Annotated in this window: 23 protein-coding genes; 6 read left to right on the forward strand and 17 right to left on the reverse strand. The window is 69.0% G+C overall.

The genetic code is table 11. The annotated features are described in order from the left end of the window. Nucleotides 1-4: 4 nt before the first annotated feature. The 17 genes from AC1D2H_RS26930 to AC1D2H_RS27010 form a co-directional block, all read right to left on the reverse strand. Nucleotides 5-409 carry a GPW/gp25 family protein gene (locus AC1D2H_RS26930; protein WP_057299552.1) on the reverse strand — a complete coding sequence of 135 codons (405 nt, stop codon included), beginning with the start codon at nt 407-409 and terminating at the stop codon, nt 5-7. 9 nt (nt 410-418) lie between these two features. Beyond that, nucleotides 419-2,014: a hypothetical protein gene (locus AC1D2H_RS26935; RefSeq protein ID WP_478012996.1), complete on the reverse strand. Its 1,596-nt coding sequence runs from the start codon at nt 2,012-2,014 to the stop codon at nt 419-421. A gap of 20 nt (nt 2,015-2,034) precedes the next feature. Continuing rightward, complete coding sequence (locus tag AC1D2H_RS26940) at nt 2,035-2,748, reverse strand: phage baseplate assembly protein V (RefSeq protein WP_478012997.1); 714 nt, start codon at nt 2,746-2,748, stop codon at nt 2,035-2,037. A 1-nt stretch (nt 2,749) separates the two neighbouring features. After that, nucleotides 2,750-3,844 carry a phage late control D family protein gene (locus tag AC1D2H_RS26945; protein ID WP_477934317.1) on the reverse strand — a complete coding sequence of 365 codons (1,095 nt, stop codon included), beginning with the start codon at nt 3,842-3,844 and terminating at the stop codon, nt 2,750-2,752. Between the two features lie 12 nt (nt 3,845-3,856). Beyond that, nucleotides 3,857-4,048, reverse strand: a complete 192-nt coding sequence (locus AC1D2H_RS26950) for a hypothetical protein (RefSeq protein WP_457322840.1) — start codon at nt 4,046-4,048, stop codon at nt 3,857-3,859. A gap of 14 nt (nt 4,049-4,062) precedes the next feature. After that, nucleotides 4,063-5,007 (reverse strand): CIS tube protein, encoded by a 945-nt coding sequence (locus tag AC1D2H_RS26955; protein WP_478012998.1) that lies wholly within the window; start codon nt 5,005-5,007, stop codon nt 4,063-4,065. Continuing rightward, the gene (locus AC1D2H_RS26960; RefSeq protein WP_056197047.1) at nt 5,004-5,483 is read right to left on the reverse strand and encodes a phage tail protein; all 480 of its coding nucleotides are present in this window, start codon (nt 5,481-5,483) and stop codon (nt 5,004-5,006) included. Before AC1D2H_RS26960 ends, AC1D2H_RS26955 begins: the two co-directional genes overlap by 4 nt. Then, a complete protein-coding gene (locus tag AC1D2H_RS26965; RefSeq protein ID WP_478012999.1) occupies nt 5,480-6,973 on the reverse strand; it encodes a hypothetical protein in 1,494 nt (497 codons plus the stop codon). The genes AC1D2H_RS26960 and AC1D2H_RS26965 overlap by 4 nt, the downstream gene beginning before the upstream one ends. 13 nt (nt 6,974-6,986) lie before the next feature. After that, nucleotides 6,987-7,430 (reverse strand): phage tail protein, encoded by a 444-nt coding sequence (locus tag AC1D2H_RS26970; protein WP_056197049.1) that lies wholly within the window; start codon nt 7,428-7,430, stop codon nt 6,987-6,989. Between the two features lie 20 nt (nt 7,431-7,450). After that, nucleotides 7,451-9,319, reverse strand: a complete 1,869-nt coding sequence (locus AC1D2H_RS26975) for a phage tail sheath family protein (protein WP_477934310.1) — start codon at nt 9,317-9,319, stop codon at nt 7,451-7,453. Between the two features lie 31 nt (nt 9,320-9,350). Further along, complete coding sequence (locus tag AC1D2H_RS26980; protein ID WP_478013000.1) at nt 9,351-10,121, reverse strand: hypothetical protein; 771 nt, start codon at nt 10,119-10,121, stop codon at nt 9,351-9,353. Next, nucleotides 10,118-10,708, reverse strand: a complete 591-nt coding sequence (locus AC1D2H_RS26985; RefSeq protein ID WP_478013001.1) for a Pvc16 family protein — start codon at nt 10,706-10,708, stop codon at nt 10,118-10,120. The genes AC1D2H_RS26980 and AC1D2H_RS26985 overlap by 4 nt, the downstream gene beginning before the upstream one ends. 20 nt (nt 10,709-10,728) lie before the next feature. After that, the gene (locus AC1D2H_RS26990; protein WP_478013002.1) at nt 10,729-11,040 is read right to left on the reverse strand and encodes a DUF3467 domain-containing protein; all 312 of its coding nucleotides are present in this window, start codon (nt 11,038-11,040) and stop codon (nt 10,729-10,731) included. 161 nt (nt 11,041-11,201) lie between these two features. Next, the gene (locus AC1D2H_RS26995) at nt 11,202-12,215 is read right to left on the reverse strand and encodes a sigma-54 interaction domain-containing protein (RefSeq protein WP_478013003.1); all 1,014 of its coding nucleotides are present in this window, start codon (nt 12,213-12,215) and stop codon (nt 11,202-11,204) included. Nucleotides 12,216-12,426: 211 nt separating this feature from the next. After that, a complete protein-coding gene (locus AC1D2H_RS27000) occupies nt 12,427-13,041 on the reverse strand; it encodes an OmpA family protein (protein WP_478013004.1) in 615 nt (204 codons plus the stop codon). Further along, nucleotides 12,966-13,520 carry a hypothetical protein gene (locus tag AC1D2H_RS27005; RefSeq protein ID WP_478013005.1) on the reverse strand — a complete coding sequence of 185 codons (555 nt, stop codon included), beginning with the start codon at nt 13,518-13,520 and terminating at the stop codon, nt 12,966-12,968. Before AC1D2H_RS27005 ends, AC1D2H_RS27000 begins: the two co-directional genes overlap by 76 nt. 27 nt (nt 13,521-13,547) lie before the next feature. Then, entirely contained in the window at nt 13,548-13,838 is a 291-nt protein-coding gene (locus tag AC1D2H_RS27010) for a hypothetical protein (RefSeq protein WP_477934298.1), read from the reverse strand. A 573-nt stretch (nt 13,839-14,411) separates the two neighbouring features. Here AC1D2H_RS27010 and AC1D2H_RS27015 point away from each other — a divergent pair. The 6 genes from AC1D2H_RS27015 (at nt 14,412) to AC1D2H_RS27040 (ending at nt 22,170) form a co-directional block, all read left to right on the forward strand. Next, complete coding sequence (locus AC1D2H_RS27015; protein ID WP_477934296.1) at nt 14,412-15,788, forward strand: hypothetical protein; 1,377 nt, start codon at nt 14,412-14,414, stop codon at nt 15,786-15,788. 395 nt (nt 15,789-16,183) lie between these two features. Further along, entirely contained in the window at nt 16,184-17,332 is a 1,149-nt protein-coding gene (gene dgoD / locus AC1D2H_RS27020) for a galactonate dehydratase (protein ID WP_477934294.1), read from the forward strand. Next, nucleotides 17,326-18,225 carry a 2-dehydro-3-deoxygalactonokinase gene (locus AC1D2H_RS27025; protein WP_477934292.1) on the forward strand — a complete coding sequence of 300 codons (900 nt, stop codon included), beginning with the start codon at nt 17,326-17,328 and terminating at the stop codon, nt 18,223-18,225. The genes dgoD and AC1D2H_RS27025 overlap by 7 nt, the downstream gene beginning before the upstream one ends. Before the next feature lies 1 nt (nt 18,226). Continuing rightward, nucleotides 18,227-18,844 carry a 2-dehydro-3-deoxy-6-phosphogalactonate aldolase gene (locus AC1D2H_RS27030; protein WP_477934370.1) on the forward strand — a complete coding sequence of 206 codons (618 nt, stop codon included), beginning with the start codon at nt 18,227-18,229 and terminating at the stop codon, nt 18,842-18,844. Between the two features lie 42 nt (nt 18,845-18,886). Beyond that, nucleotides 18,887-21,283 (forward strand): beta-galactosidase, encoded by a 2,397-nt coding sequence (locus AC1D2H_RS27035; RefSeq protein ID WP_478013006.1) that lies wholly within the window; start codon nt 18,887-18,889, stop codon nt 21,281-21,283. Continuing rightward, a complete protein-coding gene (locus tag AC1D2H_RS27040; RefSeq protein WP_478013007.1) occupies nt 21,280-22,170 on the forward strand; it encodes an SMP-30/gluconolactonase/LRE family protein in 891 nt (296 codons plus the stop codon). The genes AC1D2H_RS27035 and AC1D2H_RS27040 overlap by 4 nt, the downstream gene beginning before the upstream one ends. The last annotated feature ends 20 nt before the right edge of the window (nt 22,171-22,190 follow it).

Below are 22,190 nucleotides of genomic sequence, written 5' to 3' on the forward strand. Positions count from 1 at the left end.
GTGATCAGCTCCCCAAGGTCAAGGCCAGCGCCATGCGCTGGGGCTCACCGGTGCGGCGCAAGCGGTAGTGCACGGCGATGTGGACGACGCGCGGGTCTTCGGGGTCTTCGTCCACGTCGATGCGTTCCACCTGGGCGCGCGGCTCGAGGCGGGTGATGGCGCCACCGATGCGCTCGTGCAGGCGGGCGCGCACGGTGAGGTTGTTGGGCTGGTTCAGGAAGTCCTGCACGCCGGCACCGAAGTCCGGGTGCATCAGCAGCTCGCCGGGCCGCGTGGCCAGCACGCAGCGCAGGCCGTCGGCCACGCTGCGGGCCAGGCCCGGCCAGGCCCAGCGACCGTCGGCGTCGGGCCGGCCGAGCAGCGGGAAACCGATGGGCGGGGAGAGTTCGGGGGCGAGCTTGCGGGCCATGGCTGTTCTCTATTTCTTCTTGGGCACGGGCAGGCAGATCTTCACCAGCGGCAACCAGAAGAACACCAGGTTGAGCAGGGACAGCACGACATTGAGCAGGATGAAGGCGCAGATCGTGATGATGGGAATCGAGAAGGAGCACAGCCAACCGAGGCCGATCTCGCTGCCGGCCTTGGGCTTCTTCATGAAGTCCTCGGGCTTGTTGCGCATCAGCAGATTGGCCAGGCCCGGCGGCACGTCGAAGGCGACGTTGGGCTTCATGGCGGCCAGCGAAGCGCGGTCGAAGGCGGGCAGAGAGATGCGAGCCTGCGGCGTGCCGGTGGAGGCGAACCAGGGTGCCACGCGGTAGAGCGGCGTCATGTCGCTCCATACCAGCCGGGTCGGGCAACCAGGCTCGCCGCGCACGCGCACGAAGGCGCGGATGGCGTAAAGCGCCTCGGCGTCGTCAAAGCGGCCCTCCAGCGTGCGCGCTTCGGCGGCGCGGCCTTCGAGCACGGTCAGGGCGGCGTTGGTGAAGCGGTCCAGCCAGCCGTCGGGCACGGGGCCGAAGTCATCGGGGATGTCGACGCCGCCGGCGTCAACGTCGGTGGCGACGTGCACGCAGGCCTGCAGGAAGGCCGCGCCGCCGATGGCGACGCGGGTCGTGACGCCGAAGGTCGTGATGTTGCGACCGATGAGCAGCTCGTCGAGCAGCAGCAGCAGGCTGGTGCCGCGGCCGTTGATGTCGAACTCGAAGGCCAGTTGGCGGATGAAGGCGGCGAACTGCTCGCGCATGGCGGCGCTGTCGCCGCTGTCGGGCTCACTCGCGTCCACCGGGTCGCTGCCGTTCAGCCAGGTGGCGTCGAAGCGGGTGCCTGCGCCGGGCAGGGGGCGGATGCTGGCGCGGGACAGATAGGGCGACAGATGGGCCATGAAGCTGTCGCGCGCGGGCGAGCCCGGCGTGCGCACGGCGCTGTAATCCACGGCGGCGTTGTTGGGCTTGCGCAGGGCCTCGCTGGTGGGCACGAGGCCATAGAGCAGGCTGCGCCGGGCGGCGTTGCAGACCTCGGGCATCAGCGCATGCAGCGGGTTCACGGCCTCGGCCGGATGCACGGCGCGCAGGGCCGCCAGGCGGGCATCTACGCCCGGGTTGCCGGTGCGCGGCGTGGGGCGACGTGCCGGGTCGGGATCGGCGTCGAAGGCGGCGGCGCTGGGCAGGCTGCGCCAGCCCTCGGCCTGCCAGGCCTGCCAGTTGTGCGGGTCGGCCAGGGCCTGGGTGTTGATGTCCTCGGGCCCGGCCCAGCGGCGCACGACAAAGCCGCTGGACTCGATCTTCTTCGGGTCCAGGCGCGGCGAGCCGAAGACTTCGCAGTGGGTGTCGAACAGGATCAGGTTGAAGCGGCGGTGGATGGGCTGGAACAACGCGCGCGGGGCGCCCTGGTCGGGCAGCCGCGCGATGGACAGCGAGGCCGGCCAGCCAAAGCGGGGCCACGTGGTTGAGGTGATCGCGTCGCTGAGCGCAGCGACGAAGTCTCCGGCCTCGATGTCGACGAGGATGGCCGGCGCATGCGGGCGCTGGCGCGACGGCCCGCCCACGGCGACGGCGTGATGGGGGTGGGGGTCCATGACGGCTGCCATTGCCGGCCTCACCAAATGTTCCCGGCGCCGGGCGTGTAGCTCGACGACACGACGGCGTTGGTGATCAGCGTGTCGCACTGGACCACGCCGCTGAACTTGGACATGCCGGCATCCACGTTGACCATGCCGGCGCTGACCTTGACCGTCGCCGCATTGACGGTGACGGTGGCCGAGGCGGTGATGGTGATGCCGCTGCTCTCGAGCTTGATGCTGTTGCCGTTGGAGTCGACGAGCTCGCAGGAACCGGGGCCGTCCTTCAGCGTCAGCTTCTGGCCGCCCGGGGTTTCGAGGATGAGTTTTTCCTGGCCATCCTGGTCGTCGAGGGTGACCTTCACGCCATTGCGCGAGCGCATCACCTTCAGGAAGTTGTTGCCGGCGCCGTCCATGCTCTCGGGCGGCGAAGCGGCGCCATGCCACAGGCCGCCCAGCACGATGGGCATGCGTGCGTCGCCCTGCACGAAGGCCACGGCCACGAGGTCGCCGACGTCGGGCACCCACCAGGAGCCGCGGTTGTCGCCGGCGAAGGGAGCCACCAGCATGGCCCAGATCTCGGCGTCGCCGCTTTGCTCGTCGACGCCATGGACGCGCACCTTGACGCGGCCACGGTTGTCGGGATCCTTGATGTCGGTCACGTCGGCCATGAAGACGCCGCCGCCCAGCCAAGCCGGGCCGAGGGCCGGCGGGTTGCCAGCGGGGGCGAAGCTGAAGGGAGCGCGGTCCATATCAGTTGTCGGCGATGAAGGCCGACTGGGCGACGAACTCGGTCACATAGCCACTGGTGGGGTCGAAGCGGTGGCGCGCTTCCACCACGGCATAGCAGTTGTCGAAGCGCCGGCCGACGCCGTGCAGGTTCACGCGGCTGCCCACGCGCAGGCCTGCATTGCCCTCGGTGCGGCCGTGCAGGCGCACGAACTGGCGGGCGCGCTGGTCGAAGGCGGCGTCGGCCAGGGCCTGGGCTTCGGTGTCGTTGCGGCAGGGCAGGGCGCCGAGGTTCTCACTGCGCTCGATGCCGATCTCGGACAACAGCGAGGCGCCCGTGCGGCCGCTTCCCGGACCGGGTTGAGCGCCGGTGCTGGTCTTGGTGAAGCCGTTGCCGGCGGCCGGGTCGAAGCCGCGGGCCATGACCTCGGTGACCTGGCTGGACAGGTCGGCGATGACGCGCACCTCCTGCAGCTGGCTGTAGAGCGTCAGGTCCAGCGTGCCGCGGTCCATGTCGGCGCTGCTGCGCACCTGCAGCGTGCTGCCGACGACCTGCATCTCGCAATCGCAACGGCCCAGCAGGCGGCGCAAAAAGGACAGGTCGCTTTCGTTCAACTGCACCCACAGGCCAGTGCCGCCGGGCAGGCCGCTGGCGTCGACGGTGAGGCCGTGGTCGCCAGCAATGGCCCGCACGACGTCTTCCAGGCTCGAATCCACATGGCTCTTGCTGCGGCGCTTCATGCGGGCGGCGAAAAGCTTGTCCTCGGCCAGCACGAGCAGGCTCGGCGGCGCGCCGACCGAGCCGCTGGCTTCGATGGCGTGGATCTGGCCATCGAAGATCTCGGTGGGGCCGGAGGTCTCGCCGGCATAGAGCTGCACACGGGCGCCGAGCTTGATCGGGCTGCCGGCGTCGAAGACCAGGCCCAGGCTGCCGTCCACCATTCCCCAGTTGCCCATGCCCAGAGACAAGCTGCTCATGCCGCCCTCGGCCTCGGTGACGGCAAAGGTGCGCACGAGGTCGTCCAGCGCGGGCAGGGCCTGGCCGTCCACGCGCAGCGTCGGCCGCGCGCTGTAGGCGGTGCGCGAGGAGACGGGGCGTTCGGTGGTTTCGGGAGGCATGACCGGTTTGTCCTAGTCGGCCAGCAGGCGCGCGCGGCGCTCGAGGGCGACGCTGAGTTGCTGGTCCAGCATGTGGGCGAATTCGGGCGTCCAGGCCGGCGTGGGCGTGGCGTTGGCCGCACCCTGGGCGTCGCGGGACTGCTGGCCGGCGGTGCTCTCCGGCGGCGGAACGTCGACGACGATTTCATCGATGAAGACGGGCATGTCGGTGCTCCTTTTCAGTCGTCGAAGCGCAAGGCGCGCGGGGCCTGGCCGACATTTGCGCGCAGGCCGGCCGCACCGGCGGGCAAGGCGCGGCCGTCGATGCTGAAGCCGGCGCCGACGTCGGTGGCGAGTTGCTGGGCCGCTGGTGGCGGGGCGAGGCGACCGGCGTCGAAACGCAGCGTCGGCGCGGAGGCGGAGAGGCCAATGCCGGCACCCGCGCCGATTCCTGCACCCACGCCGGCACCGATGCTCACACCTGCACCACCGGCGAATGACACCGCGGCCTTGAGCTCGACCTTGGCGCCCACCGCAAGCGTCGCGCCCGCCGAGAAGCGCAGGCTGGCCTCACCATTCATGCTGGCGATGGCGCGGGCGGCGCGCAGGTCACCACCCAGGCCCGCGATGCCGGCAGCGCCACCCAGCCCGCCCGCCACCTCGAAGGCGCTGCTGCGGGCGCGCGATGCGTTGGCGGCGGCCGGGTTGTCGCGCTCCAGGGCGCTGAACTCGTTGGGCTGCTCCTTCAGGGCCAGGGCGACGCTGGAGCGCAGCGGCACGCCCTCGGGCGAGAAGAAGTCCAGCGTCTCGCGATAGCTGTCCGAGATGCCGGTGAAGGTGAAGGTGCCCCACTCGAAGCGCAGCGTGGGCGGCGTGAAGGCGGCGCTGGACTCGGCGCTCTGGGTGCCGGTGGCATCCGGCGAGCGCACGGCGGCGCGCAGGCGGCGCGTGATGGTGCGCACGTCTTCGCCGGTGTGGGTGGTGTCGAAGAGCAGGTCCAGGCCGAGCTTGGCGCTGGACTGGGTGGCCGTCTGCGTGGTGCTGCCGCTGCCGCTTTGCGGGCTGGTGGAGTTGGTGATCTCGACCTGCAGCGACACCGGGTTGAAGTGCACCTCGACGGTGTCGATGTCCTGCCCATTCCTTTGCAGGACGATCTTGGCCTTCACGACATTGGGAGCAGTCATGATGTCGAGTGCTCCAGTCCTTCGTGGACGATGTGCAGCTCTTCCACGCCCACGTCGGTGCCGCGCGCATTGAGGTCGGCGGCCTTGAACTTGACGGGCATGGCGCGGCGCAGGGTCCAACCCATGACGCGCTCGCCGGTCGTGCTGCGGATCTCGATCTCGGCCTTGAGGCGGTTCACATAGCCGCCCTGGCCCAGCAGCTCGAACCACTGCCAGAGGTCGCGCGAGCGGGTGATGCCGCGCTTGAGCACGACGGTGGCGAAGTTGACGCCGCCGGGGCGCTGCACGCTGCCCCAGTTGCGGCCGCCTTCGCGGATGCTGCGCGGCTCCATGGTGGCTTCCAGGCCGGTCAGCTCGCTGAAGGCGCCCTGGCAGAGCGTCGCGTCGTCGCCGCCGCTGCCGTCTACCGGGTCGCGGCTGAAGGACACATGAAAATTGAACACGCCGATCGGGGCGCCCCGTGCATCGGCGCTCATGCAGCCTCCGCGGTGTGGGCCAGCGGCTCGGCGTCCTGCCAGTTGACGCTGCCGTCCTCGGCCAGGGCCAGCTCGATGCGGATGTGCTCGATGGCGGCTTGCGGCGCGAACTGCACCAGCACGATGACGCGGCCGGCGTCGAGGTCGCTCTGCGTCATCACGCTGCGGTCGCAGCGCACGCTGAAGGCTTCGGCCGCGCTGCTGCCGCGCAGGGCGCCGGCCTGCCAGTAGCTGGCCAGCATGTCCTCGAAACGGCTGCGCACCCGCGCCCACAGCGCTTCGCCGGAGGTCTCGAAGACGAGCGTCGCGCCGACCATGCGGGCCGTGCGCAGCAACTGGCCCAGCAGGCGCACGACGCCGGCGCTGCGCCATTCACGCACGGCGCTCAACGACGGATCGCTGAGCAGGCGGATGCCGTTGGCCGTGGGGCCGAAGAGGGCGAAGGTTTCGGACAGCGGCCAGCCGCTGCGGCGGCTGTCGAGGTTGGACAGATAGCCGGCGAACTGGCCGCGCGGGGGCGAGCGCAGCTCCTCGTCGCGCGGCTGGGGCACGACGGCCAGCACGCCCATGGGCGCCTGGCCTGCCGCCGGCCGTACCGGGCCATTGGCCAGCACCGAAGCGGCGATCAGGCCGGCCAGCGCGCCATCGGGCGGGATCAGGCCTTCGGGTGTGCGCACCTCGCGCAGTGGCAGCAGCCAGGGCGTGGCGCACTCCACCATGCTGGTCTGCAGCGTGATGGCGGCGCTGAGCTGGCGCGCGGCCTGGGTGTCGCGGGCGGCCAGCGGCGCGGCGACGAGCAGCATCAGGTCGCGGCGCTGTCGCGCGAGCGTGTTGCGCAGCCTCAGCACATTGCTGTTCCAGAGTTCGAAGGCCGCGTCGGACAGCCGCGGCGCCGCAAGTTGCCGCACGCCGTTGGTCGGCGGCGTGGCGAAGGTGGGCGTGCCGCATTCGACAAAGACTTCGGGCACGACGGCAGCCACGCCTGGGTCGCCGGGGATGGGAGGCTGGTTCAGATTCGCGTGCAGCTCGGGCAGGTCGGGCGCCAGCACGAAGCTGACGTCCTCCAGCGTCCAGGCCTGCTGCATGGCGACGTCCAGCGCGTCGAACAGCGTCACGGCGGGTGTCGAGCCCAGCGGCCAAGGCAGACCCAGGCAGAGCACATAGGCCTTGCGCCCGCCGTTGGCGAAGAAGTCGCGCACCGCCAGGCCCAGCCAGTCGTCGGCGAGTTCGCYGCGGCCCTGCACGGCGCGGGCATGCCAGTCGAACAGGCTGTCGAAGGCGTCCCAGGTGTCGATGGGCGCCGGCATGCCGAGCAGGGTCTCGCGCACGGCGGCGTCCTTGAAGYCCCTTGCGTTGAGYCAGTCCGACACCGTGCGCGGCAGCGCCACGCCGGCGCGGCGCGTCGTCCAGCCCACGAACAGCGCGATGTCGGCGCGGGCCGGATGCGGGCGCTCGACAGGGCGGGTCGACTCGAAGCTCAGTCCGTACATGGAAGCGGCCCGCTCACGCGGCCTCGATCTCCAGGCCTTCGGACGACAGCACCAGCTCTTCCATGGCGACGTCGCCGCCGCCCTTGGCGGCCAGTGTGGGGCCGGTGTACTTGAGCGGGATGGCGTTGCGCAGCAGCCAGACTTGCACCGGGTTGCGGGCCTCGTCGAGCAGGGTGATGGAGATGTTCTTCTGCGCATTGACGCCGGTGGTGCGGGTCTCCTTGACCCAGTCCCACAGCGACTTGGAGCTGATGATGCCGCGCTTGAGCGTGACGTCGCCGACCTTGTGGACGCCGGGGATCTTGCGCACATGGTTCTCGGCGTCGTTGCCGTAGCGGTACTCGGCCACGGTGATTTCGGAGCCGAGGCCGGAGACGTCGGAGAAGCCGCCGAAGGCTTCCGCGCCGTCGAAGTTGACGAGGAAGTTGAAGGCGCCGTAGGGGACTTTGCGTGCCATGGAAGTGCTCCTGCTGCTGGTCAATCACGCGAGTCGGCGGTCTTCTGGCCGATGCGGAAGATCACGAACTCGGCGGGCTTGAGTGCCGCCACGCCGATCTGGCAGACCAGGCGGCCGTTGTCCAGGTCGTTCTGCGTCATCGTCGAGCGGTCGCAGCGCACGAAATAGGCCTCCTCGGCCTTGCCGCCCAGCAGGGCGCCATTGCGCCATTCGTTGTAGAGGAACTGCGCGATGGTTTCGCGGATGTTGGCCCACAGGCGCTCGCCGTTGGGCTCGAACACGGCCCACTGGGTGCTGCGGTCGATGGAGGCTTCCAGGTAGTTGAAGTAACGCCGCACATTGACGTATTTCCATTCGGGGTCGCTGCTGGCCGTGCGGGCGCCCCAGACGCGATAGCCGCGGCCCGGGAAGTAGCGCAGGCAGTTGACGCCGAGCGGGTTGAGCACCTCCTGCTCGCCGAAGCTGACGTCGCGCTCGAAACGCAGCGCGCCGCGCACGATCTCGTTGGCGGGTGCCTTGAAGACACCGCGCTCGATGTCGTTGCGCGCGTAGATGCCGCAGACGAAACCCGAAGGCGGCAGGGCGATCTCGCGCGGGATGTCGTCGCGCCCGGGTCGCGCATTGGGGTTGGCGATGACGACCCAGGGGTAGTACATCGCGGCGTATTTGCTGTCGATGGTGGCGCGGGCTTCGCGCGCGGCACCGGCGTTGAGGCCGGCGTTGGTGTCGAGCACAGCGATGCGGTACATGCGCCGGCCTTCGGCGTGGGTGATCAGCGAGTTGCGGATGGCGTCGCGCGCGGCATAGGCGCTGGAGCCGGGGGCAGCGACGATGGCGATGTCGTCGAGTTTGGCCAGGGCGGCGAAGGCGCCGATGTAGCTGGCGTCCATGGGCTCGGCGCCGTCGTTGCCGCCGGTCAGCGCGAAGGAGCCGCGGCGGCCGGTGGCGTTAGCGGCCGTCGGGAACAGGGCGGCGAGCAGCTGGAAGGCGTTGACGGCGCTGCCGAGGTTGGCGGCGTAGAGGTTCTCGATCTGGTCGACGCGCCGGTTGGGTTGCGGCGGCATCACGGTGCCGAGCCAGCGTGGGTGGCCGCGGTCGTAGCCGAGGTCGTCGATGGCCAGGCTGCCGCCATCGGCGTCGGTCGCAATGACGGCCAGCGTGATCAGCGAGACGGAGGCGAGCAGGGCTGCCGCGGCGTCGCGCTGGGCCTGGTTGCCGGCGGCGGCGATGGCGGCCTGGGCGGCAGCGTCGGGTGCGGTGACGGCACCATCGCCGGCGTCGGTCAGCGCATGCCAGCCATCGGCGCGCTTGACGAAGTAGCTGTGGGGTGCGGCCACACCGCTGCGGGCCAGCGAACCGATGGGCGTGCTGTCCAGCACGCGCTGCGGGGCGGGCGCGATGATTTCGCGCGTCTGGATGCCGCGCAGCTGGGGCTGCTCACGGGTGGGCACGGCGCCGTTGCCGCTGGCGCCCGGGAAGCGGGCGACGAAGCGGATGCGGTTGGTGTCGTCCTCGGCCGGCAGTACGGCGGGCAAGACGGCGGCCGGACGCAGGTCAGCGGTACTCGCCAGGCCGGAGTCGTTGGCGCCGCGCGCCAGGAACACCCGCGCCACATAGAGCCGCGAACCGCCCTCGTTGAAATAGGCCCGCACGGCATGCGCCAGGAAGTTGATCGCGTCGGCCTGCAGGTCGAGATTGGCCGTGCCGCCGTAGATGCGCTCGAAGTCGGCGAAGCTGGTCAGAATCTCGGGCAGCAGCTCGGCCGTGGCGATGGGGCCCTTGCGCGTGGGCCCGGCGAAGGCCGTCGTGCTCGTGCCCACGCCCTCGATGGACTTGGCACGAAAACTGGTTTCTTCGACGTATACGCCTGGGGCGAGGTATTCGGGCATGGTGTGCCTCCTTCAATCGTTCAAGCAGGACTCAGGGGAGCGTCAGGTTCATCACTTCGATGCGGCCGCTGGCGAGGTTGCGCGGCACGATCAATCGGGAGAGCCCCGCGCCCAGGACGCGTGCGGCCAGCAGATCGGGGTCGACGAGGGCGCCGGGGGCCAGCGCGGTCTCTGCGCTGACGATGACGTCGACGGCGATCTCGGTTTCGACCACCAGCTCGTCGGCGCCCGGCGTGACCTGGGCGACGCCGACGACGGCCACCAGGGCCTCGCCGCGCGCGTCCGTCATGCCGCGGCCCAGCACGGCGTCACTGCCGGCGCGTTGCACGCGGATGACGGCCTGGGCCGCGGGAGCGCCGGTGCGCCGCACGCTCAGGCGCAGGGCGGCCCAGGTGGGCAGCAGGCTGGTGGCGGCGGAGGGATCGAGCGTGACCGGCGCCGCGTCGAAGAGGGCGGGCGTGGCCCCGGGAGCGGCAGCGAGCGGTGAGCGCGGCAGGTCCAGCGTGAAGCGACGCGCCAGATAGCGGCCGGCCGGATCGCTCACCGTGCCGGGCAGGGACAGCGCCGGCGCAGGCGGGATGGGATCGAAGGCGTTCTCGTAGTCGCGGCGGGCGTCGCGGTTGGCAATGTCGTCCAGGGCCGTCACGACGAAGAAGCCGCTGCGGTTGCGCTGCAGCCGGGCGCCGGGCAGGTCCACCCGCAGCGGGCTCGCTATGGTGTGGCCGGACATGGCATCGACAAAGCGCAGTGCGCCCCAGACACGGCGAACGTCCGTCTCTATCGAGTGGAAGACGGCACTCATGCGGGCACGCCTCCATAGTCGAAGCGCCGCGCCACCACCGGCACGGCGTCCGGCTCCTCGACGTCGAGCTGCACGATGCGCGCCACATAGGGCGCGCTCAGCCGGTAGCTGGGCGTGATGGCATCCCAGACGCGCATCATGTCTTCCACCGTGATCTCGGCCGGGATCAGCTGCACGACCTCCTCGGCAGACCAGCCGCCGTTGCTGGACAGCGTGGACGCATCGAGGATGGGCTCGCGATGCAGTTCGCGCAGCACCCAGGCAAACGCGGCCAGCTCCAGCGCGGTGTTGGCCGACCAGATGGACAGCAGCAGGTGGACGTCCAGCGAAAGAGGGCGGTTGGACAGGCCAGGCGTGCGGCGTGCGTCGCTCGCGCTCAGATTGCGCATCTGCTCGTTGATGGTGACGCGATAGGGCCAGACCGACAGCACCGCGCCCTGTATGTTGAGGTCGGCCAGCAAGGCGCCGCTGCCGACGGCCTGGAAGGAGACGTCGCCATGGCGCTGGCGCAGCGCGGGCGTCCAGGCGTTGTCCAGCCTTTGCGCCAGCGATTCGGCGAGGGAGAGGAGGGCGGACTCGTTGGCCATGGCGGGAGGTCAGCGGGCCATCAGTAGGTGGAGTCCTGGGGCACGACGCCGCTGCCGGCGGCCGTCACCGGGCCGTACTCGGCTTCGTAGCGCTGCATGGACTCCGACAGCAGCTGCAGCAGGGCCTTGGCATAGGCCGGCGTCATCACCACGCGGGTCGGCATGCCATGCGTCAGCGCCTCGCCGTCATAGGCCTGGGCCATGCGCAGCAGCACCTCGTTGCGGCTGAATCCGACCTCGAACTGGTTGGCATATTGATAGCCGGCCGAGGCCGCCGCGACGACGCAACCGTCGGCGGCCCAGTCACGTCGTACGTCGATTGGCGACTTCATGCACGCTGTTCCGCAAGGGGCGTGCCATGTCGGGCGGCCCGTGTGGGCCTATATGAATCAATGGCTTGCGTCTTCGTGCGTGAACGATGTCACAAGGCGGATGTGACACGGCGCCGGGAAAGCCTCGGCGAATCAGGCACTTGCGGTGTCACAGGCTGGTGTTACGGCGCACGTGCGCTGCGGCCAGGTTCCGGCGCGATGTGGAACTGCTTCATCTTGCGATACAGCGTCATGCGCGACCACTGCAGCATCTCCGCGGCGCGCGTGCGGTTCCATTCGCAGCGTTCGAGGGCTTCGATCACGCGGCTCGATTCATCGTTGCCGTCGTGCGCCGCGATGCAGGACAGCGGCAGCTCGCCGGCGTCCAGCGGCCGGCCGTCGAACACCAGCCCGGCCGCCTCGACCAGGTTGCGCAGTTCGCGGGCATTGCCGGGCCAGTCGTGCTGCTGCATCAGGGCCATGGCCGCCGGTGTCACGCGCACCGGGCCGGCGCCGCCGGCGGCGTCGTTCAATTGACCCGCGAAATGCTCGAACAGCGGTGCCACGTCTTCGGGTCGCTGCCGCAGCGGCAGCAGCTCGACGCGAGCCACGTTCAGCCGGTAGAACAGGTCGGCCCGGAACGTGCCTTTGCGCACCGCCTGTTCCAGCGCGCAATGCGTTGCCGCGACGATGCGCACGTCCACATGCCGGCTGCGCATCGCCCCGATCGGGAAGACCTCGCGCGTCTCGAGCACACGCAGCAGCTTGGCCTGGGCATGCAAGGGCATGTCGCCAATCTCGTCGAGGAACAGCGTGCCGCCGCTGGCCAGGGAAATCTTGCCGGGATAGGCCGCATGCGCGCCGGTGAAGGCGCCGCGCTCGTAGCCGAAGAGTTCGCTGTCCAGCAGCGTGTCAGGCAGCGCCGCGCAATTGATGCTGACCATGGGGCCAGCACGGCGCTCGCCGAGTTCGTGCAGGGCGCGTGCGACGCAGTCCTTGCCGGTGCCGGTTTCACCGGTGATCAGCACGCTGCATTGCGAGCGCGCCAGCAGCGGCAGCCGCGCACGCAGCGCAGCCAGCGCCGGGCTCGGGCCGACGATGCCGGCCAAGGCGTCCTTCAGCGCGCGCGCCGGCCGTGCGCCGGCCTGTCCTGACACCAGGGCAGGCAACTGCTTGGGCGTGCTCACTGAGGTCACGGGCTGGGCCTTCCTTCGCTGCCTGCCACGTCGCCACGTTGCGGTGGCGGCTGTCATGGCTTCATGCAGCGAACCGGGGTTGTACGACCGGAACCCGGCAGAGGTCATCCTTAACCGCTCGGAAATTCGCAGACAGCTTAGGGGGGCGTGCATTTGTTATTTAACATAATGCACATTGTCGCCATATTGGAGGCCATGCACTTCGGCAAGTTCAGCGTGTCGGCAAAGGCAGCGGCACGAAAAGCAACTCGACGCTTCTATTCTCCGGCTGGGCGACTTCGGGGCCTGTCACGACCGGCAGATCGGCCTTTGCCAGTTCCGAGGCGAACACTCGGGCCGCGGCAACGCCGCCCTGATCCTGAAGTGCGTGCCGGACTGCTGCAGCCCGCTTGGCGGCAAGCGCGCGGTTGACTTGTCCGCCTGCCACCATGTCGGTGTGGGCCAGCAGCAGCAAGCCCAGGCTCGGCTGCTGACGAAGAGTCGTCGAGGCTTCGTTCAGCACGGCATATGCCGCGCCGTCCAGTTCATGCGAGTTGTTCGCGAAGGTGACCTTGCGCGCTGCTGGCGTGGGCTGGCCTGCGGGACAGGACGCGCAGGACACCGCAACCTGGACCACCGGGGGCTTGGCCGGCCCGTCGTCCTTCTTTGGCGGGTTGGCGGCCCAGGCGAACACCAGCAGCGCGATCAGACTTGCCGCGCCCAGGTTCTGAACCTTTTTCAGGCCCTGTTCAACTCTGTCGGCCAGCCTGGTCACGGTGGCCCAGAAGCCGATGTCCCGCAGGTTCTGCTCGTACTGCGCATACTTCTTTCGAAGCGCTTCAAGCACGGCCGCGTCCAGCGTCTTTTGCGCGAGCGCCTTTTCAGCGTCTCGATCTCCTGCCACTCGTCGTCGAGGTATTTCTCGAAAGCCTCGTAGGAGTTGATCTTCTCCGGCAGCAGGTCGCTGCGCGTCCGGTCGAACTCCGCCTTCACATGGAGGAGCTCTTCCGTCTCCGCTGGTGGCAGACCCAGCTGCTGAATCTGCTCGTTGGTGAAGGAGTCGCGCAGGATGATCGGATTCAGCAGGTCCGGCCGCAGCATGAAGGTGAGTTCCTTCCACCCCATGTACAGACAGACCGCCACCGTCGCCAGGCCAACGACGGCCGCCAAGAATCGAAGCGACAGCAGGTCCAGTGCGCCTATTCCTGAAAACGGCGAGCCGGCGATGACCGCGCCCGCCGTCCCGGCGAGAATGGTCGACATCGTCTTGACGTTCTCGCGGAGATTTGCCCGCGGCGTCGCGTATGCATCCACGTTGTCACTCATGGGGCCGGGTCCTTGATAGCGCGCCGACTACGTGCCCGGCACGTAGTAGAGCTGCACGGTCTGGATGCCAGGGCTCAGCTCAGCCCCCCTGCTCGCCACGTCGCCCAGGTCCAGGGGCGCAGTCAGATCCTGCTTCAACAGCAGAACGTTCAGCGTGTGCGCGTTGGCGAGCACCCCGTGTTCGGTCTGGCTAGTCAGATGCTCGGCAACGGCTTTGGCCGAATACCTGTTCAGGTCGCTCCATAGCGCGGCGTACCGCGCGACAGGTGCCGCCCTGCGAATGGACTTGCCCCATGCCTCCTTGAGCTCCGGATCCATCAAATCCAACCGCGCGACGTGGACGAGTCGACTGGGAAGTTCCAGTCCCGAGTCGAGTGGGGATCTGAACATCGAGGGCAACGGAATTCGCGGCCGGCCCGGCCTGGTCGACTGCTCGGGGGGCTGAGGAGCTGGCGCGTTCTGTGGCGGCGGCGGCGGCGGCGAGGTCGCTTCACCCGGGTATCTGAAGCGGCGCCTGTCAAAAGGCAAGTCGAGACCACCCATGGCGAAAAGGCGGCTTCGCTGCAGCTCGATGGTCCGACGCCCGTCGTCCAATACCAGGACGCCTTCGGCCGTGAGACTGAGTTTTGTGCCCATCCGTCCACCCCGCTGCGGGAGCGCCTCCTCAGCTCGCATCTCACACCAAGTTGATCGAAGCTGTATCCACAAGATTGGGGACTTGGCGAGAAGCCCTTCCCTCTGTCGTCGTGCGTGCTTGCGCGCCGACAGGTCGCCCGCTGCCGCTCATCAATTCAGACGAGAGTTCCGCCCGTCACCCTGGACCGCACAGACCACCAGGCATAGATTCAGCGCGAATCAGCCACGGCCCGCCACGGGCCACAGGGAGGCGATATGCGCGCGATCTTGTTGGCCGGACTCCTTGGCATCGCGACGGCAGCACAGGCCGGGTTCTGCTCCAGGTTCCCCGACAAGGCCAGCAGCGCCTACGACGCCACGGCCAAGAAGATCAAGCTGCCGTGGCGCACCGACCTGCCCAGCACAGTTCCCGCGACACAGCATGCCTGGCAGGCGGCGGGCATGGACTTCGAGAGCGACTGGCGCGGCTATATCGCGGCGGTGATGGGCGAGGTCAAGGCCTCGGGGATCGCGATCAAGGGCAACAAGATCACCATGCCGGCCAACTCGCCGTGGTGGATCACCCCGTGGATGGACTACACCGCCACCGGCCGGGATCCGTTGATCGGCATGACGACGGAGCGCGGGCCGGATCCCGGCGATCTGTCGCCGAAGTCGAAAGCCGGGCACAAGACGCTGGCGATCGGTTGGTACAACGCCGAAGGTGCCGCGTCGCTCAAGGAGATCTTCAGCGACCCCTGCGACCCCAAGCTGCCGCAGCTCCCAGGCGGCGCACGCTGGACGTTCAAGCCGCAAACGGTGGCGTTCAAGTTCCTGTTCACGGATGCTCCGGTGTCCGAGGTCGCCTACCTGGCGGGCGCGCCGACGGTGCGTGCCATGGCGGCGGGCACGTCCACCCTCCTTCGCTTGATCCAGGTCGACGTGGCGGTCAGGGATCCCCGCGCCACGCAAACCAGCTGGGTGTTCGGGACCTATGTCTGGGTCGGGCCGGCCAAGGGCGACAAGCTGTTCGACAACCTCGAGCCGGTCGGCCTGATGTGGGGCAATGACCCCGGCGTGCAGGCCAGCACCCTGGCTGCCTTCGCACCGGTTCAAGAGTCCAAGCTCAACGACGCGCTGGCCGGCAAGGTCTGGCAGGCCAACGGCAGCGGCTGGCCGCAACGGCCCTACCCTGGCTTCCAGGGCCGGCTCAACGGCCCGGCTGACAACTGGCGCTCGGCCTGCCTGGCCTGCCATGCCTCCGCCCAATACCCGCGCGACGCGCAACTCGGTGCGCCACCGCGCGGCGTCAAGGCTACGGACTCCCTCACGCCGGCCGAGATCACGGCCAAGTTCGCGCCCTATTTCGTCAACGTGGCCAGCGGCCACCTGATCAACCCGCAGGCTGACCAGACCACGCCCCTGCCCGCGGCGCCGCTGGATTACTCGCTGCAGTTGCAGACCGCCTTCACCCGGATTTGCCAGGCCTGCGCCCGTGGCGACCTGAAAGGCACGACACCGTCGGTGTGCAAGCAGGCGTCGCCGCCGATCAACACGGCGAATTGCCCGCTCAAGACGGCCGCGCCCTCGGCGCTGCACAAGGCCCTGACCGCGCGCAAGGGCAACCTGAACGAGGCCCTGCCCCGGCAGTAGCAGGCGCGGCCGTTTTGCACGAAATAGCGCCGCCGCAGTGCTCGCAGGCTCGGTACCGCATCGTTCCATGCCGGCAATGCATAGGGTTAACCCGCAACAACCAAGTAAAAACCCTAAGATAGCGCTGCATCAACAAAGAAAGGGAAACAAATGGAACTGCTCATCGTTGCTCTGGCGCTGTCCACCGTGGCCGTCATCGCTCAACTCGCTGACGTCACCACCAAGCGCGACTGAAATCGCTTCACCACCGTCTCAAGGGCTGCTTCTGCAGCCCTTTTGCTTTTCTGGCTCCGACACAGCAATACGAAATCCATATAGCTGCCCGCAAAGAATCGATATTTCAGAACTAGCAGCCCCTCCTAAGCTCACGGCCGTTCCTGTCTCCCTCACGGCCCATGCGAATCACCAAGCTGACGACCTACCGCCTCGCCCCGCGGTGGATGTTCCTGAAGATCGACACCGACGCCGGCATCAGCGGCTGGGGTGAGCCCGTCATCGAGGGCAAGGCGCGCAGCGTCGAAGCCGCCGTGCACGAGTTCGAGCCCTATCTGGTCGGCCAGGACCCGTCCCGCATCAATGACCTCTGGCAGGTCATGTACCGCGGCGGCTTCTACCGCGGTGGCGCCATCCTGATGAGTGCCATCGCCGGCATCGACCAGGCGCTGTGGGACATCAAGGGCAAGGTGCTGGGCGCCCCCGTCCACGAACTGCTGGGCGGCCTGGTGCGCGACAAGATGAAGGTCTATTCCTGGGTCGGTGGCGACCGCCCGGCCGACGTCATCCGCGACATCAAGCGGCTGCGCGAAGGGGGGTTCGACACCTTCAAGATGAACGGCTCGGAGGAGATGGGCCTCATCGACAGCGCCCGCAAGGTGGACGAGGCCGTGGCCCGCATCGCCGAGATCCGCGACGCCTTCGGCCACGACATCGAGTTCGGCATCGACTTCCATGGCCGCATCGGCGCGCCGATGGCCAAGGTCATGCTGAAGGCGCTGGAGCCCTATCGCCCGCTGTTCGTCGAAGAGCCCGTGCTTGCGGAGCAGGACGAGACCTATGCCCGCCTGGCCGAACACACGGCCATCCCGCTGGCGGCCGGCGAGCGCATGTATTCGCGCTTCGAGTTCAAGCGCGTCTTCCAGGCCGGCGGCCTGTCCATCGTGCAGCCCGACCTGTCGCATGCCGGTGGCATCACCGAGTGCATGAAGATCGCCTCGATGGCCGAGGCCTACGACGTGGCCTTCGCGCCGCATTGCCCGCTGGGGCCCATCGCGCTGGCGGCCTGCCTGCACGTGGACTTCGTCTCGCACAACGCCGTGCTGCAGGAGCAGAGCATGGGCATCCACTACAACCAGGGTGGCGAGCTGCTGGACTATGTGCTGAACAAGGAAGACTTCCACATCGAGAACGGCTACATGAAGCCGCTGACCAAGCCCGGCCTGGGTGTGGTGGTCGATGAGGACAAGGTCATCGAGGCGAGCAAGAACGCGCCCGACTGGCGCAACCCGCTGTGGCGCCACGCGGATGGCAGCGTGGCCGAATGGTGAACGACGGCCGCCTCATCGCGCTGGATTGGGGCAGCACACGGCTGCGCGCCTTCCTGCTCGGGGCCAACGGCGCCATGCTGGCCTCGCGTCAGTCCGAGCAGGGCGCTTCGACGCTGTCGGGTGAGGCGGCCTTCGCGCAGGCCTTCGCTGCCATCACGGCGGACTGGCCCGCCCTGCCCGTGCTGGCCTGCGGCATGGTTGGCAGCCAGCATGGCTGGCGTGAGGCGCCCTATGCGCCCTGCCCGGCCGATGCCGCTGCCTTGGTCCGGCATGCGTTGAAGCTCGACGAGCGCATCGCCATCCTGCCCGGCCTGATGCATGACGATGGCCAGCCCGACGTCATGCGCGGCGAGGAGACGCAGATCGTCGGCGCCCTCGCCCTGCATCCCGAGCTGGCCGCGCAGTCCTGCCTCGTGCTGCCTGGCACGCATTCCAAATGGGCGCGTGTCCAGGCCGGCCGGGTGACGGGTTTTGCCACCCACATGACCGGCGAGCTGTACGCGCTGCTGCGCCAGCATTCCGTGCTGGCCCGGCTGATGCCGGCCGACGGCGGCGCCCCGCCCTCCCCTCAGGCCTTCCTCGCCGGCGTCGATGCTGCGCGCAAGGACGGTGGCCTGGGACACCAGCTGTTTGCCGTCCGCACGCTCGGCCTCTTCAAGCGTCTGCCGCCCGAGCAACTGCCCGACTACCTCTCCGGCCTGCTGATCGGCCACGAGATCGCCAGCGAACTGAAGACCGGCCAGCCCGAGGGCCTCGCCCTCATCGGCGACCCGGCGCTGTGCGAGCGCTACGCCCTCGCCCTCAGCCGCTTCGGCATCGAAGCGCCGCTGCAACTCGACAACACCGCGCCCGCCGGCCTCTGGCAGCTGGCGCAAACCATGGGGCTTGACTGACATGCTCGACCCGGCACTGCAACAACTCCCTCTCGTGGCCATCCTGCGCGGCGTGAAGCCCGACGAGGTCGAGGCCATCGCCGACAGCCTCTACGCCGAAGGTTTTCGCGTCATCGAAGTGCCGCTGAACTCGCCGCAGGCGCTGGACTCCATCGCCCGCCTGGCGCGCCGCATGCCCGGCGATGCGCTGATCGGCGCCGGCACCGTGCTCAGTGCCGACGCGGTGCGCGACGTGCAGATCGCCGGCGGCCGCCTCATCGTCATGCCGCATGCCGACGTGGCCGTCATCCGCGTCGCCAAGGCGCGCGGCCTGGCTTGCGTGCCCGGTGCGGCGACGCCGACCGAGGCCTTTGCGGCGCTGCAGGCCGGCGCCGACGCGCTCAAGCTCTTCCCGGCCGAACTCGTCACGCCGCCGGTCGTCAAGGCCATGCGCGCCGTCTTGCCCAAGGAGTTTCGCCTGCTCCCCGTGGGCGGCATCACGCCCGAGACGATGGCGCCCTTCCGCAAGGCGGGCGCTGCCGGCTTCGGCCTCGGCTCGGCTCTCTATGCCCCCGGCATGGGCGCCGCCGATGTGGCCGCGCGGGCGAAAGCCTTCGTGCAGGCCTGGCGCGCGTACTGACGCGCGACCCAAAAAACCAGAACAACAACACCGGAGACTCCCATGGACCGCATCCGCACGCTGAGCGTGGCGCTGCTGCTGGCGGCGCTCGGCCCCGCCGCCGGCGCCGACACGCTGCTCAGGCTGGACGCCCGCGCCGACGTGCCGGCGCCGACGACCGGCCATCTGCAGCTCGGCACGGCGCGCACGCCCAAGGGCCAGACGCTGGCCGTCAACAGCCAGTATTTGCTGCGCGACGGCCAGCCCTGGCTGCCGGTCATGGGCGAGTACCACTTCAGCCGCGCGCCGGCGTCGCAATGGGATGCGCAGCTGCGCCTGATGAAGGCCTCGGGCATCGACATCGTCGCCAGCTATGTGTTCTGGAATCACCACCAGGAGCAGCCCGGCGCCTTCAACTGGAAGGGCAACCACGACCTGCGCCGCTTCGTGCAACTGGCGCAGGCCGCGGGCCTGCAGGTGGTCGTGCGGCTGGGACCGTGGGCGCATGGCGAGGCGCGCTACGGCGGCATCCCCGACTGGGTTGTCGACAAGATGCCCACGCGCGGCAACGACGCCGAATACATGGGCCATGTCGAGCGCCTGTACGCCGAGATCGGCGCGCAGATCAAGGGCCTGCTGTGGAAGGACGGCGGCCCGGTCATCGGCGTGCAGCTGGAGAACGAATACAACCTCCGCGGCGCTGGCCGTGGCGAGGAACACATCAGCGCCTTGAAGAAACTGGCGCTGAAGGCCGGCATGGATGTGCCGCTGTACACCGTCACCGGCTGGGACGGCACGGTCTACCCCTCCGGCGAGGTGACGCCCGTGTTCGGCGGCTATCCGGACGAGCCCTGGGCGACCAGCACCCAGGAGCTGCCACCCAAAGAGACGCACGCCTTCCGCTTCGACACCCGCGTCAGCGGCGACCTCGGCGCGCAGACCCAGTCCCACGCGCCTGGCACCGCCGAGACCGACAAGGACAAGGTGCCCTTCCTCGGCGCTGAATACGGGCCTGGCCTGCCGGCCATGTACCGCCGCCGCACGCTGGTGTCGCCCGACGACATCGCCGCCATGCTGCCGGTGCAGCTCGGCTCGGGCGTCAACCTGTTCGGCTATTACATGTTCCACGGTGGCCGCAACCCGGTGGGTGTGGGCGGCACCGGCCTGGAGGAAAGCACTCTCAGCGGCGGTTACAACGACACGCCGCGCATCAGCTACGACTTCCAGGCGCCGCTCGGCCCCGACGGCCAGCAGCGCCCGGTGCTGGCCAAGCTGCGCCCCTTCCACTATTTCCTGCGCGACTACGGCGCCCGGCTCGCAACGATGACGGTGCGCCAGCCCGCGCGCACGCCGGCCAACCCGGCCGACCTGCAGACGCCGCGCTGGTCCGTGCGCGCATCGGGCGACAGCGGCTTCCTGTTCTTCAACAACCATGTGCGCCAGTACGCGATGCCGGCCCAGACCGGTGTGCGCTTCGAGGTGCAGTTGCCGGGCGGCACGCTGACGCTGCCCAGCCAGGCTGTCGACATCCCGAACGGCGCCTACTTCATCTGGCCCCTCAATCTCGATCTCGACGGTGTGAAGCTGCGCTACGCCACGGCCCAGCCGGTGGCGCGCCTGGATGCGGGCGCGCAGGGCATCGTCCATGTGTTCGCGCCGACGCCGGGCGTGCAGGCCGAGTTCGCGCTGGCCGATGGCGTCAAGACCATGTCGTCCCAGGGCGGGCAGCTGCTGACCATCGGCAAGACCGGCGGTCGTGCGGTCAGCGTGCTGCTGCTGTCGCAGGAAGAACTGTCGCAGCTGCAGATTCTGGAGATCGCCGGCCAGCGCCGACTCGTCTTCAGCGAGCAGCAGGCCTGGGTGGCCGATGGCAAGCTGCAACTGCGCGGCCTGGCCACGCAGCCCTTGCATGCGGCCGTCTTCCCTGCGCTGGCCAAGCCCAGGGCGCCGGGTTTGCAGACCCGCCAGGACGGCCCGCTGCAGCACCTCGAGTTCAAGCCCGAGGCGAGCGAGCCGACGCTGCAGATCACCGCCATGCGCCCCGCCGGCAAGGCACCGCCCGTGCTGAAGGGCGGCCTCGCCAAGGCGGCCGTGCAGCCGATTCCCGAGGCCTTTGCCAGCGCGGCGACCTGGTCGCTGAAGCTGCAGCAGCCGCTCACGGCTGATGCCGAGGATGTGCTGCTGGAGCTGGACTTCGTCGGCGACATCGGCCGCGTCTTTGCCGGCCCCCGCATGCTGGACGACTGGTACTACAACGGCCAGCGCTGGCAGATCGGCCTGCGCCAGTTCGCGCTGAAGCCGGGCCAGGAACTCCAGCTCAGCGTGCTGCCGCTGCGCGCCGATGCGCCCATCTACATCGACGCTGCGCACCGCCCGACTTTCTCTGCCGGCCAGACCCAGATCGCCGAGCTGCGCGGCGCCCGCCTGCTGCCCATCCGCCGCGTCGCCATCACGCCATGAATCAGCCTCTGGACCTGGTGCTGCCGCACAACGCCATGCTGGGCGAGGGCCTGCTGTGGCGGGATGGGCGCTGGTGGTGGACAGACATCGAGGGCGCCACGCTGAACGCGTGGCGCCCAGGCGATGCCGCGGCCCTGGCCTGCCGCCTGCCCGACCGCCTGGGCAGCTTTGCCCACTGCCGCTCCGGCCGGGTGCTGCTCGGCCTCGCCAAGCGAATCGCCCTGGCGACCGTGAGCGACGCGCTGGAGCTGGGCAGCTTGCAGACGCTGGCGCCGGTGGACGCCGCCGAGGCGCGCACCCGCGTCAACGACGGCCGCACCGACCGCAGTGGCCACTTCGTTTTCGGCACCATGAACCAGGCCAAGGAGAAGCGGCCCATTGCCAGCTTCTACCAATACTCGCTGCAGCACGGCCTGCGCCGGCTCGCGCTGCCGGCCGTGGCCATCGCCAACAGCATCTGCTTCAGCCTCGACGGCCGCACGATGTACTTCTGCGACACGCTGACGCAGCGCATCCAGCAGTGCGACTACGACGCTGCGGAAGCCCAGGTCGACAACATCCGCCTGTTCACGCAGATGGACAGCAAGGACGCCTGGCCCGACGGCTCGGTCATCGACGCCGAGGGCTGCCTGTGGAACGCCCAGTGGGGCGCCGGCCGTGTGGCACGCTACGACCCCGCGGGTGGGCTGATGGGCGTGCTGACCGCCCCCGCCGCCCACACCAGTTGCCCCGCCATCGGCGGTGAGGGCATGGACCAATTGATGCTCACCACGGCCCGGGCCGAGTTGAGGCGCGACGCGCTCGCCGCCCAGCCGCTGTCCGGCAGCCTGTTCGGCCTGCGCCTGCCCAAGGCGCTGGGTGTTGAAGACTCGTTATTCGAAGACTGAAGGAGACAACGATCATGAAG

It is taken from the genome of Roseateles sp. P1_C1_2, assembly GCF_056406535.1.